Origin of the sequence: Sphingobacterium sp. UBA7855 (assembly GCA_002500745.1) — a bacterium.
GTDB lineage: Bacteria > Bacteroidota > Bacteroidia > Sphingobacteriales > Sphingobacteriaceae > Sphingobacterium.
The window spans coordinates 16,310-29,020 of sequence record DLST01000001.1; the positions used below are offsets into that span (position 1 = coordinate 16,310).

Below are 12,711 nucleotides of genomic sequence, written 5' to 3' on the forward strand. Positions count from 1 at the left end.
TGGAATAGAAAAGGGTATGAAAATCCTCATCGGAAGATGAGGATTTTTTTATTCGGGCAATTTAGGAGTCATCATACGTTGTTGCGTACTGCTACTGATTGCTCCCAGAAATTTGAGGACAGCGTTAATCTCTTCATTGGTTAGATTTAGCTTTTTCAACTTTGCCGAATGTATAGGCCTTGTTTTTGGGTCTATCGTCACACTACGTTGTATTGGTTCGGGATTGCCGAGGTTATAGAGTTGAACGACATCTAACAACGTCGGAAAATTACCGTGGTGCATCCACGGGCCAGTTAGCGTAATCTCACGCAACGAAGGCGTCCGGAATGCGCCTATATCTTCCTGTTTACCACTAATATGGTAATGGCCGAAATCCTGCTGCTTGGTACCATATAACGTCTGTCCATCGTTGTGGAACTGATTATCTGAAAATAGAGGCGTATTGTGACAGTTGATACAACGTGCTTTTGTCCGAAAAAGATGCAGCCCCCATACCTCTTCATCCGTCATAGCATTCTTATTTCCCTGGACAAAGCGGTCAAACTTGCTGCTATAACTACGAATGCCCCTTTCAAAAGTTGCAATCGCCTGTTGAATGCGCAAGATATTGACCGTACTGTCTCCAAAGGCCGATTGGAACAAAGGGGCGTAACCAGCGATCTCCTGAATATGGCGAACAGCTACTTGGTGATCGGTGTTCATCTCCACACTGTCGGTTAGCGGAAACAATACCTGTGCTTCCAATGAAGATGACCGTCCATCCCAGAAGAAGGAGCGGTAGTAACCTACATTGTAGAGGGTCATGGCATTTCGTTTTCCTACTCGTCGACTATGTCCATGGGCTACACTCTTTCCATCTCCCCAGCCCAGTTGCGGATCGTGGCAGCTCGCACAGGCCAACTGTTTTGTAGCCGAAAGCCTGGGGTCGAAAAACAGTATTTTCCCCAACGCCGACTTTTCCTTGCTAAACGGGTTATCGGCAGGATACTGAACATTGGGCAAGGTGCCAATATCGACAAAGTTTGCCTTTACATCATCATCCAGATGTGGTTTCGGCCATCGCTTGCTATCGCCCGAGGAATATAATTTGCGCCATAAGGCAATATCAGGAATATCCTGATCCTGCACAAAAGAAAGTAAGATCAGGACGACGCCCAATAAACCAAATACAAGTAATCTTCGTATCATTTGTTATTTACAATTCTAACGCTTTGGTACTTAATTTATATTTACGGGTAACCTTATTGGGTCCGCCGATCGCTGTCTCGTTAAAATTCACCTCCAGGTCGATTAAACCCTGTTTTAAATCGTAGGTTCCCGCACCACTGATACCGATTTCGAAAAATTCCATATCTTTCCGTTCTTTGGCAGATTCGGTTTTCTTGTAGATTTTTACCTGTTGCTCCTTTACAGTCACTTTACCGAGCTGGTTGTTATGCTGATCGGGTAAGAATTGCAATACCTGGTCCACATTGATACCCGCCGTTTTGATGTTTGTCGTACCGATCTTATCGCTATATAGTGTGACCATTTGGAAAAGATTGACTCCACTATCGGTTACATAGGGATTGGTAAAGCCCATGTATGTGGTGTCCGTTTTAGACACTGTGGGATAATGTGCGCGGATACGTTTTCCCCAGGTTTCTGTGGCCTCATCAAAACGGTAGATATATAGTTCAAAATAAGGATCCGTACTCGTAAAGGTAGCGATAGCATTATTGTCTGGCTTAGGAATATATTCTGGCTCCGGAGCCACGGTACTATCTTTACTGCAGGAGATGGTAAAAAACAAGATGCTGAAGATAGTGACGAATTTGGATAACTTAAGAATTGCTTTTAAACTGTTCATGTCGTATTGTATTAATTTGTATTTTATTGTTAATGATTAATATTAATAGCCAGGATTCTGTATCATGCGGTTATTGGAAAGCACGGACTGCTTTGGGATGGGCAATACCATATGATCATTTGGAAAAGTGACGTTACAGTTTGTTCCTGTACAGTCATTGCGCTTAACAGATAGCCCCCTGCGCATCAAATCAAGGTATAAAACACCTTCAAGACAGAGCTCACGGCGACGTTCGTCAAGGACCTCATTGATCAACAGATTTTTCGTGGTGAAAACATAGGCTTCGAGTTTCGGATTACCCCTTAGCCGGATGGCATTCAGACTGACAATAGCTTCGTCAATGTGGCCGAGTTCAGCTGCTGCCTCAGCGTGAATCAGGTATATTTCCGAGAGGCGGATCAACTTCACACTGGTTACTGCCGTTTGTAGTGTTGGATATTTAAATATTCCACCTGTAGCCCTCACATCATCCGCACCATACAATCCGAGGAGATCTTGACTTGGCGCGAACTGATAATAAGAATTGCCGGCATCCTTGACATAGTAACTGCCGATTGAGTTGCCGGAATAATTGCTCGGAACGGCCAATTCGAAAATAGATTCTTTGGTATTGGCCTGTTTCCAGCTACCGACATACTCAGCGTTGGTGTATAGCGAATAGTTTGCTTTGAGCAGTTCGGCACTCAGCTGGTAAGCTTTCTGCCAGTCACCGCGATTGAGAGCTAACCTTGCTTGAAGCGCTTTGGTTGCCTGCAGATTCATATATATTTTGGCATTGCCCTCAAACACGGTTTTGCTATTGGCAAATAAAGAATCAGCCATATTCAGATCACTTTCGATATGTTGGTATACTTCTGCCACGGTAGAGCGTGCTATTTGTGCATCTTTGGGTAGAATTGTGCTTTTGGCAAGTATGATGCCCATATGCGAAGCATCCTTTGTATAAATATAGGGCTGTGCATAGAACTGTACGAGGTCAAAATGAACCAATGCCCGCAAGCCATAAGCCTGCGCCATGATGTGATTGCGTTCAAGTGGATTGAGGTTGGCTATTTCCGGGACACGCTTGATGATATTGTTGATTGCATTGAGCAACGTATACTGATAGCTGTATAACTTGTTCATGGTATCATTGTCAGCGTCGGTTTCAAATGAATAAAGAGTTAACAGCGTTGTTCTACCCGCTGCGGCAAATGTCAAATTTCCGCCGAGTAGATCCGGGTAAACCATGCGTAAACCATTGTAATAGTCCGACTGAAACAGGTTGTTGTATACCCCTGCAAGTGTTGATTTTGCGCCCTGCATATCGGAGAAAATCAGTTCGACCGATACTTCGTTTTCGGGTTCTTTATCTAGAAATTTTGAGCAGCTTATTGTGCTACAGGCCAAAAGGAAAGCAACACTTAGTGTCTTTATGTTCATAACTCGAATTATATGAAAGATTAAAGTGTGGTTCGTAAACCAATCGAAAAATTACGTGTCTCCGGATAGATAAATCGGTATTCGCGGATGCCGTTTCTGCCCGCCGGACTTTTGTCTTTGAACCAGTAGAATACATTGGTCACGTTAAAGCTCAATGCTGTCTGTCCTATACCTATGCGTTTCATTAGACGATCGGCCAGGCGATAGCTTAAGGAAACGTTGCTTAGCTTGATATAGGTCGTGCTGTACAAATAACGGGAAGAGTTATTAACTGGTGAGCTGGAGTTTAGCCTTGGAACTGCCGTGATATCGCCCACCTGCTGCCATCGGTCCAGTAAATTGACAGACATGTTGGAGTTTGACAGACTGTTTCCATCCCGTAAATAGGTTGTGGCTACAAACTTGTTGCCACCAAGATTATATTGTAAATTGAGCGTAAGCTGAAATCCTTTCCATCCCAAATTATTAATAAGACTGCCCTGAAAATCGGGCATCGTATTCCCCAGCAATTGGTAGGCGCTCTGTCCCATAGCCCGTATTTCAGTTCTGTTGACCACATCACCGGCAGGGGTGTAGAATCCTTCCTCCCCGGTATTAGGATCGACGCCGGCCCATCTGACTCCCCACAATGAAGTAGAGCTGTATCCTACCCGCTGGCCTGTACCTATATTATCTGAAGAGTTTGCAGCATACTGCTCAATCAATGGATTATTAAACGAAGTCACCTTATTTTTATTCCAGCCACCAATAAGGGTGCTGTTCCAGGTGACCTTGGACTGTTTTAACCATTGGTAGGCAATGCTCAAATCCAGTCCTTGATTGTACATATTTCCTGAATTGAGCGGCATACCAGCATAACCGGTTTCCAATGGCACACTGATATTTGCGATCAGATTGCGGATATTATTTCGGTATAAATCCAGGGCCACACGTAATCTATTGAAAGCATTCAGGTCAACGCCAACATTGAACTTAATATTCGTTTCCCAGCCTAAGTCGGGGTTTTGTGCCGCAGTAGAGGATGGGCTTGCACTTGTCTGTCCGCCATAAGTCACATTGTTGAATTTGTATAAACCTCTGGATGCATAGGAACCAATCCGCGAATTGCCTGTCGTACCGAAGCTACCGCGTAAACGCAAAAAGTCTATTGCCTGAATTTCTTGCATAAATTTTTCATTGCTGATATTCCAGCCCAATCCAAGCGCTCCATTTAGTGCTACCTGTTTGTCCCCACCAAACATAGACGACTGATCGGCGCGGCCACTGAGAGCAGCATAAAGTCGCTTGTCATAGTCGTAGTTCATCTGCACATAGTTGGATACGGTCGCGTCGGAGATTTTCGACGAGGAAGACGTCTTGGTGCTTGCGAGCCCGATTGCGATCACGCGATCGTAAGTAAACCCGCTACCCTGGCCGACTAGTAAATTGCTGTATTGATCTTTTAGCTCCATCCCCGCGATTCCGACAAAGCGGTGTCCACTTTGCCATTTTGGGCTGTAGGTAAGCTGTAGCATGGAAGTCCAGCTGTATGTCGTTCGGTCGTTGATGCGCAGGCGCCCATCTTTCGCCGTGGATGCGCCGGCTACACCCGAAAGGAAAGTTTCCTGCTTGGACTGCAGCATATTTCCACCTATTGCTCCGCGCAGACTCAGAAAAGGTAAAAGGGTATATTGCAGTTCGATACGTGCTGTACCTGTAAAAGCCAACGCATTATCCTTATTTTCGGCTAATGCTGCAACTGGATTGACGAGGCCTAAGAAGGTGCTGTAACTTCCATCTTCCTGGTAGGGAGGTATATTGGGTGGCATATAAGCGGCATTGGCAAATTGGTCGAGACCTTGCCGCTGCATCAGAGCCGGCGATATGGTCGTGGTCATTTGCAGTTTGTCGCTAAACTGATTATAATAACGTATGGAGCCTGTGTATTGCTTCAAACCATTTCCAGGACTGGCGTTCTGCTGATTACGGTAGCCCATGGATAGATAATATGTATCTTTACCTTTCCCGCCTGAAAGAGATAAATTGATATTATCATAACGAGCATTACGTGACGTCAGTCCAAACCAGTCGGTATCGATGCTGTTGTTACCGGCCTTTTTTGAGGCATCCGTTGCCGTTGAGCCCGTATTTATATAAAATTCCCGCAGTAATTCGTAGTATTCCGGTCCGGAGAGTAATTTCATCCGGTTGATAAACGTGGAGACCCCGGTATTGTAAGAGGCTGTTAACTGTGCCTTGCCACTGCGACCAGATTTGGTCGTGATCAAAATAACACCATTTGCGGCGTTTGCACCGTAGATTGCTGTTGCGGCAGCATCCTTAAGTACCGAAATAGATTCAATATCCAATGGGTTGATTCCTGCGATCGGATTCAATAACGTCTCGCCAGAGAAAAGTGAATTCGCATCGCCTATTTCCTGTTCTTGTACAACAACACCATCAACAACGTACAGCGGCTGCGAAGAGGTCGATCGTCCGGTATTGCTTGTGAGGTTTGTTAGTGTGCCCTGGCCACGGATATGAAGCTTGACAGAGGTCCCTAGTGAAGTACTCGGTTCGACATATAACCCCGGCACTAGTCCTTCTAGCATCTTATCTACGCTTTCTATTGGCCGGTCGGCTTGTAAATCCTTGGCGCTGATCGTATATACACTTCCGATCATTTCCTCGCGAAGTTTCGGTGCTTCGTAGGTGCTGCTGACAAATACTTCCTCGAGTTGTTGATCTAAGGGAACGAGGTTGATCCGCTGAAATGCGGTATCCACCTTGATATCGTAATTCTGATAGCCCATGTAACGTATCCCAATTTCTTGCCCGCGATTTTCAGCGGCGGTCAGTATACGATATCGCCCTAAGCTATCCGTGCGATAGGTTTTGTTTTCTTTCCTAAGTATTAGCGTTGCTCCGGTCAACGGCAAGCCTGTTTTGGCATCTTTCACAATACCGTTGAGCAATATGGGCTTAGCTGCCTTGTTGACGGCAATAACGTTGGAGCGTTTGATTCGCTGAAAGCGCAGCTGATGGGTCGATGCTAATCTAGACAAATACGTGTCTAGGTTTTCTTTGGCTGTGGGAAGAGGAACACGCCGCTGCAGTCCAATGGAAGCATCATAGGAAAAATGTACGGCGTGCTGCTGGGTCAATAATTGAAAAGCAGTTTCCAGGGTGCCTTGCCCAGATGTGCTTTGTGCGGAAGCGGCCCCAGCGGATAGTAGAAAAATGGTGTTCAATAAGAAGGTTCGTCTTACTGTTTCTTTAATAGAGCACATACGTATCTGTTGCTATTTTTTTTGATGACAATTTTTTTGAAAAACAAATCGCGGCGAGTGCAGCCTCAACAGGCAGCTTCTCAAAATGGCCGGTATATCTCCATCGCGCATTGGGTTTGCGGAGGGAGAGGTTGATTCCATAATATTGCTTCATTTTACGAGCGACTTCAGCGAAAGAAGCATTTTGAAAATGTAAAATACCTTCCGGAAAATTATTGATCTGTGTGGGCGCAAATTTATCGAGATGGATAGTTGTATTGGTGACATATCCCTGTTGCCCGGGACTGAGCAGCATTTGTCTTTTATTGTTGCGGTTGGTCAATCTAATCTTTCCGGAAAACAAACTTACACGTGTATTTTTTGAATCAGCTTGCTCCACCAAAAATTGTGTCCCCAGTACCGTCACTATGGCATTATCTGTTTCTACTGCAAATGTACGGCCTGCGTTTTTTGAAATATTAAAGCGTGCATCACCGTTCAGCAGAACACACATGGTATCCTTACCGAAATGTTTTGGATAGTGTAGTGTACTTCCACCCATCAACGTAATCTGGCTTCCATCACTGAGGTTAACCTTCATTATTCTGCCATTTTGGGCGGAGACATGAAGCCATTCTTCGGTGGAAGTAGGTTGTAAGGTGAGCGTAGGCGGAGTTGTGCCTTTTAAAAAAATCTGATGGAATGAAAATATAGCGATGAGCAGGATAGAAGCTGCAGCAATCCATCGCCATTTTCCTCCAAGCCGATGTGTTTTTGCAGGTGCTTTGCTTTCCAGCTTCGCCAATAGTTTATCTTTTTCAACCTGAAATTCCGCTTCGCTGATATGCACGTTTAGGGCATTCAACATCGTCCTTGCTTCGGTAACAAGATGTAATTTATCTGGATTTTCTGCAATCCATATCGTCCAAAAATGAATTTCCGCGCGTTTTGCGTTTCCATTGTGATAAGACACAAAGCTCTCATCCGTTATTAAATCAACGCTATCGTTGTAAATTTTTTTCATCTATATATGAGTGTAGAGGAGAGAAATCCGGTTTTTTACCGGATTATTTTTCATTTTTTTTCTTTAGAATCTTAATAGATTCATAAACAAGGTTATAGATTGTACGCTGACTATTTCCCGTTTCAGCTGCAATCTGTTCATAAGACTTGTTTTGAAAAAACTTGAGATCAATTACCTGTCTTTGTTTTGGTGTGAGGGATTTCAAAGCTTGGCTTAAGCGAGAGCTGGTTTCGCGAACGGATTCCAGTTGTATGAGCACAGTTTCATGTGAGGGAGCATTGTCATTGGACCGATAATTTATTAGTGCCAATTTCTCATCCAATAACCGATGGTCATTCAGAATACGCCGCAACCATGTCATCAAATATGATTTGATATTATCAACGGGGGACAGGCGGTCACGTTTTTCCCATAATTCTAGAAATAGATGTTGTATACCATCTTTTACGGCTTCACGTGAATATCCGAGCATCATGCCGTAGGCAAAAAGCTCCCTGTATACTAAGTCATATAAGGATTCAAAGGCCTCACTTGACCCTTTCAATGTAGCTATCCAATGTTGTCTCATGGTATGAAGGCGCAAATCTACATTTTTATTTAGAATAATTACAAATAAGATTGCTATTTGGTTGGTTTCTGAATGCATGTAGTCGTCCTTGTGCTGTTTGTATCACGTGGCTTAGATCAAATGTATTTCTCGTTCTTCCCACTGATTAAATTTTGACTATTGTTAAAAAGTTGCTGCAAAAGCCTTAAAGGTCAATAGCGTATGATTGGCGGTTGGTGCCTTCAACGACGATTGCGAGTTAAGCAGATTGAATGGTCGTTGCCGATGGTTGTTTTGAGATCGATTGCGTAGAAAAAATAGTAGAATACATTCGTAAAAAGCTATTTTTAACTGGTAACCAAAATTAAAAAGTAGCAGATAAACCTAAGGTATCATTTCATAACATGCTGGCTATAGAAATGAGCTTAAGAATTTAAATGAATATTTTATGCTCGAATTGTATGATAAGAATTAAAAATAAAACGATTGGAACGATTTGCCTGATCGCTTATATGACCTTGTCTAGCTGTTTATTGACATTCGGACATAATTACACTTCTGAGGTGTGGCTTCCGGATGCGATCCGTGTGCTGCCTGGCCGGGCTGCACATCCCGAATTGATCACAGTAGACCAACAGGGAAAGGGTGATTTTACAAGTATACAAGCAGCTGTAAATTCAGTTCGTGCATTTCGCGGCGAACAGGCCGTTCGGATTTGGATCAGGAAAGGAATTTATCATGAAAAAATAGTGATCCCAACGTATATCGAAAATATGGAGCTTATAGGTGAGGATGCTATCCATACTAAGATTGTTTTTAATGATTATGCGGGTAAGCAGGTTGACTGTCCAGATGAGCGGGGGGATCTTACGCTTGGAACATTCAGCAGTTATACCCTATTGGTTCGGGGGAGTAGGGTGCTCCTCAAGAATTTAACGATCGAAAATGCAGCTGGTTCAGTGGGGCAGGCGGTGGCACTTCATCTAGAAGGCGACCAGATCGCATTGGTCAACTGCCGTCTGTTGGGTTTTCAGGATACCTTGTATCTAGGTAAAGGTGGTGCAAGAAGCTATTTTTTTGGTTGCAGTATCAGCGGAACGACGGATTTTATCTTCGGGCCGGGGATTGCTTTTTTTCAGCAATGCCGGATTCTATCCCTTCGAAATTCGTATGTTACAGCTGCTGCTACACCTGAGGGGCAAAAGTACGGTTATGTCTTCGAGGAGTGTGATTTTGTTGCTGCAGATGCAGCGGTCGATAAAGTATTTCTCGGCAGACCGTGGCGTCCCTACGCAAATACGGTTCTGGTAGACTGTACCTTGGGGGCTCATATTGTTCCTGAAGGTTGGAATGATTGGAAGGGTGATAGCTTGTTTCCAGATAAGCATAAAACAGTGTTTTATGCCGAATTGGGGTCGAAAGGAGCTGGGGCATCGAATCTCTCCAAGCGTGTGGAATGGTCACATCAGCTCCAGGAAAAAAAACGGGATGTATATAAGCTGAATCGTGTACTGGGCGATTGGAACGTTAAAAAGATGATAACGCCGTAGCTGTTGCTGCAAAAAGGCGAGCGGGATGCGAAAGAAAAAAGCGGATTTTCTAGCTAGAAAATCCGCTTTTTTGCTTTGTGCTCCCACCTGGGCTCGAACCAGGGACCAAAAGATTATGAGTCTTCTACTCTAACCGACTGAGCTATAGGAGCAGGTCTGTAATTTTGTCAATTTAAGCAGCTGTTGTGCACTTTTGACGATGCAATTATCGATATTTGTATCGATATTTCAAAATAATTCGATGGAAAAAATTAAAAATATTGTTCTTGATTATGGCAATGTGATCTTTATGATCGACTTTGTGAAATTGAAAGGTGCTTTTACTCAGTTAGGTATAGGGAATGTAGATGCTGTATTTGGACATCATGGTCAAAGTGCACTTTTTGATAATTTTGATAAAGGAAAAATTGATCCGGCTCAATTTCGGGATGGAATAAGAGAATTGACCCAAAATTCGGCATTGACAGACGACGAGATAGACGCTGCCTGGAATAGCCTGCTGATTGGTGTGCCACAAGGTAATCATGAAATTTTAATCCAGTTGAAAGAACGATATCGAACCTTCTTATTAAGCAATAACAATGCTATTCACTATGCCTATTGTATGAATGATATCCAGCAGAAATATGGCGTTGCAGACAACGAAGGGTTTTTTGAGAAGACCTATTACTCTCATTTGGTAGGAATGCGTAAACCTGATGCGGAGATTTTTGAGTTGGTTATGCAAGAACAACAACTGGACCCAGCAGAGACTTTATTTATCGATGATAGTCCGCAGCACCTAGCCACAGCTAATCAATTGGGATGGCGTACGGCATTATGTACCAAAGAGAAACCGCTGCAAATTTTACTGGAAGAATTCAAGTTGTTATAAAAAAACAATTTTGTTTCCCTTTTTAGAAATAAATAGCTTACCTTTGTCCCACTTTAAATTTAAAAGCGGCGAAAGGAGGTATATATAACGCATGATTATCGTAAATGTAAAAGAAGGAGAATCTTTAGATAGAGCATTGAAACGTTTCAAAAAGAAATTCGAAAAAACTGGAGTTTTAAGAGAGTTGCGTTCACGTCAAGCTTACGAAAAGAGATCTGTAACTCGTCGCATTCAAGTGAAAAAAGCGATTTACAAACAATCTTTGAATCAAGATCTAGCTAACTAGTTGATTCGTTGATAATTTTAAAATATAAAGGGAAAAGCATTGCTTTTCCCTTTTTTTTGTGCTTTTAAGTTCGTAATTTAAGGCATATAGCAAGGGAAAAATGTTGGAAAAGGAGTTTATTCGGTTTTTGCAAATTGAGAAAAGGTATTCAGAACATACAGTTGTCGCGTATAAGCATGAGCTGGATCTGTTTCATTCTTTTTTGGGTCGGGAAGGACTGACGGTGCAGGATATCTTGTATCGTGATTTGCGGCATTATTTTGCGCAAATGGTGGAATCTGGGAAGAATGCCAGCTCCGTAAACAGAAGCATGTCTGCATTGCGCACATATTTTAAATTTTTACAACGTGAGGAATGTATCCCCAAAAATCCCATGACACTTATTAAAGTGTTAAAAACTCCTAAAAAATTACCGGTAGTTGTCGAAAAGGAAAAATTGGTGCGCTTATTGGATCAGATGGAGCAGGAGCAGGATGGATTTGAATCCTCTCGTGATTATATGGTGATGGAATTATTGTTTGGTACAGGTATCCGATTATCGGAATTGTTGAAAATTAAAGAAGAGGACATTGATTTTTTTAATAAAAACATTCTTATATTAGGTAAAAGGAACAAAGAACGCCTAGTTCCGATCAATAATCTTTTATTGAAAGAATTGAAAAACTATTTACAACAAAAAGCGACGCAATTTGTTGATACTAATAATAGCTTACTGATCGTTACTAAAGAGGGGAAGCCGGCATACGCAAAGCTGATTTACGATATCGTACATCGGCAGCTGACACTGATTTCCACACAAGGTAAACGAAGTCCTCATATTTTGAGGCATACGTTCGCAACGGCCCTATTGGACAATGGGGCAGATTTAAATGCAATTAAAGAGCTGCTGGGGCATGCAGGACTTGCGGCAACACAAGTATACACGCATAACTCAGCAGAACGATTGAAGTCAATTTATAAACAAGCTCATCCAAAAGCTTAAAAAAAGGAGGAAAAATGAACATTACTGTGCAATCCATTCGATTTACTGCTGATCAAAAGCTAATCGATTTTATTAAAAAGAAAACAGGAAAATTGGAGCAGTTTTTGGATTCCATTATTGGTGGCGAATGCTATCTGCGATTGGAAAATGTCGATGATGAGGCAAACAAAATTTCGGAAATTAAATTGAATATCCCAGGAAGTCAACTTTTTGCAAAAGGGCAGGCAAAAAGTTTTGAAGAGGCAACAGATATTGCTGTCGAATCGCTTCGTAGGCAGATAAATAAGCATAAAACAAAAACAAAAAATACCGTGATCAATAATCGTAATGACGTTCTTGTGGTAGAGGAAGAAGAGGAAGAAGAGTACGATTGAAAACGATTAAAATAAAGTTATTCATGTAAGAGGTCAGTATCACTGGCCTCTTTTTTTATGCATAATGAATGATGAAAAAGGCTTATTTATATTAAATCAAAATAATCTACAGTTTTACTTGGATTGATTATAAATAATATTTATTTTTGATCGATTTAAATGATAAGCGAAGTAAAAATGTCAGAATTGGTTTGTTCGTTAGCACAGGTAGAGGAAGTTTTTTCAACTAAGGCAGGTAAAGTCTATCAATGTAGCCGCAAAAATTGTTTTTGGTTGGAATATAACAAGGAGACTACTTCTTTCTCGGTATCTGATTTTTTACTATTCAAAAAACGTATAGACGCCATTGATGTCGAACATATGCTTCATGACACTACCCGGTCTTCGGATTTTGAAATCATCATGCCCTTCCGTACGGAAAGATGTTTCATCCTAGCTGTCGAAGATGTACTTCAGTTACGTGAATTATTAGACGGAGCTAAATTTATGATTGAGCTGAATAGCGTAATTAGAACGTGTCTCCAGGTTTCGCCATTTGCAGTTTTTGCGTAGTCG

12 protein-coding genes and 1 tRNA gene are annotated in these 12,711 nt (G+C 42.3%); 6 read left to right on the plus strand and 7 right to left on the minus strand.

Translation table 11 applies throughout. From position 1 onward, the window contains the following. Nucleotides 1-48: 48 nt before the first annotated feature. Genes B2107_RS00070 through B2107_RS00095 form a run of 6 tightly spaced genes read right to left on the minus strand, consistent with a single transcriptional unit; the run spans nucleotide 49 to nucleotide 8,189 of the window. A complete protein-coding gene (locus B2107_RS00070) occupies nucleotides 49-1,188 on the minus strand; it encodes a cytochrome-c peroxidase (RefSeq protein ID WP_293951929.1) in 1,140 nt (379 codons plus the stop codon). Between the two features lie 7 nt (nucleotides 1,189-1,195). Then, nucleotides 1,196-1,849 (minus strand): hypothetical protein, encoded by a 654-nt coding sequence (locus tag B2107_RS00075; RefSeq protein ID WP_293951931.1) that lies wholly within the window; start codon nucleotides 1,847-1,849, stop codon nucleotides 1,196-1,198. 42 nt (nucleotides 1,850-1,891) lie between these two features. Further along, a complete protein-coding gene (locus B2107_RS00080; protein ID WP_293951933.1) occupies nucleotides 1,892-3,271 on the minus strand; it encodes a RagB/SusD family nutrient uptake outer membrane protein in 1,380 nt (459 codons plus the stop codon). Nucleotides 3,272-3,291: 20 nt separating this feature from the next. Continuing rightward, nucleotides 3,292-6,540: a SusC/RagA family TonB-linked outer membrane protein gene (locus B2107_RS00085; RefSeq protein ID WP_293951935.1), complete on the minus strand. Its 3,249-nt coding sequence runs from the start codon at nucleotides 6,538-6,540 to the stop codon at nucleotides 3,292-3,294. Then, a complete protein-coding gene (locus tag B2107_RS00090) occupies nucleotides 6,527-7,543 on the minus strand; it encodes a FecR family protein (protein WP_293951937.1) in 1,017 nt (338 codons plus the stop codon). Before B2107_RS00090 ends, B2107_RS00085 begins: the two co-directional genes overlap by 14 nt. Before the next feature lie 43 nt (nucleotides 7,544-7,586). Next, nucleotides 7,587-8,189, minus strand: a complete 603-nt coding sequence (locus B2107_RS00095) for an RNA polymerase sigma factor (RefSeq protein ID WP_293951938.1) — start codon at nucleotides 8,187-8,189, stop codon at nucleotides 7,587-7,589. Nucleotides 8,190-8,551: 362 nt separating this feature from the next. On the opposite strand from B2107_RS00095, the gene B2107_RS00100 reads away from it, so the two are divergent. Beyond that, the gene (locus B2107_RS00100) at nucleotides 8,552-9,640 is read left to right on the plus strand and encodes a pectinesterase family protein (RefSeq protein WP_293951940.1); all 1,089 of its coding nucleotides are present in this window, start codon (nucleotides 8,552-8,554) and stop codon (nucleotides 9,638-9,640) included. A 78-nt stretch (nucleotides 9,641-9,718) separates the two neighbouring features. Here B2107_RS00100 and B2107_RS00105 read toward each other — a convergent pair. Continuing rightward, nucleotides 9,719-9,792 (minus strand) — tRNA-Ile (locus B2107_RS00105). A gap of 89 nt (nucleotides 9,793-9,881) precedes the next feature. Between B2107_RS00105 and B2107_RS00110 the strand changes: the two genes are divergently transcribed. The 5 genes from B2107_RS00110 (at nucleotide 9,882) to B2107_RS00130 (ending at nucleotide 12,708) form a co-directional block, all read left to right on the plus strand. Further along, entirely contained in the window at nucleotides 9,882-10,514 is a 633-nt protein-coding gene (locus B2107_RS00110; RefSeq protein ID WP_293951942.1) for an HAD family hydrolase, read from the plus strand. 91 nt (nucleotides 10,515-10,605) lie between these two features. Then, nucleotides 10,606-10,800 carry a 30S ribosomal protein S21 gene (gene rpsU / locus B2107_RS00115; protein ID WP_209577848.1) on the plus strand — a complete coding sequence of 65 codons (195 nt, stop codon included), beginning with the start codon at nucleotides 10,606-10,608 and terminating at the stop codon, nucleotides 10,798-10,800. Nucleotides 10,801-10,900: 100 nt separating this feature from the next. After that, nucleotides 10,901-11,782: a tyrosine-type recombinase/integrase gene (locus B2107_RS00120; protein ID WP_293951945.1), complete on the plus strand. Its 882-nt coding sequence runs from the start codon at nucleotides 10,901-10,903 to the stop codon at nucleotides 11,780-11,782. A 14-nt stretch (nucleotides 11,783-11,796) separates the two neighbouring features. Further along, nucleotides 11,797-12,156, plus strand: a complete 360-nt coding sequence (gene hpf / locus B2107_RS00125; protein WP_293951948.1) for a ribosome hibernation-promoting factor, HPF/YfiA family — start codon at nucleotides 11,797-11,799, stop codon at nucleotides 12,154-12,156. A gap of 177 nt (nucleotides 12,157-12,333) precedes the next feature. Further along, nucleotides 12,334-12,708 (plus strand): DUF6686 family protein, encoded by a 375-nt coding sequence (locus B2107_RS00130; protein ID WP_293951951.1) that lies wholly within the window; start codon nucleotides 12,334-12,336, stop codon nucleotides 12,706-12,708. Nucleotides 12,709-12,711: the final 3 nt, after the last annotated feature.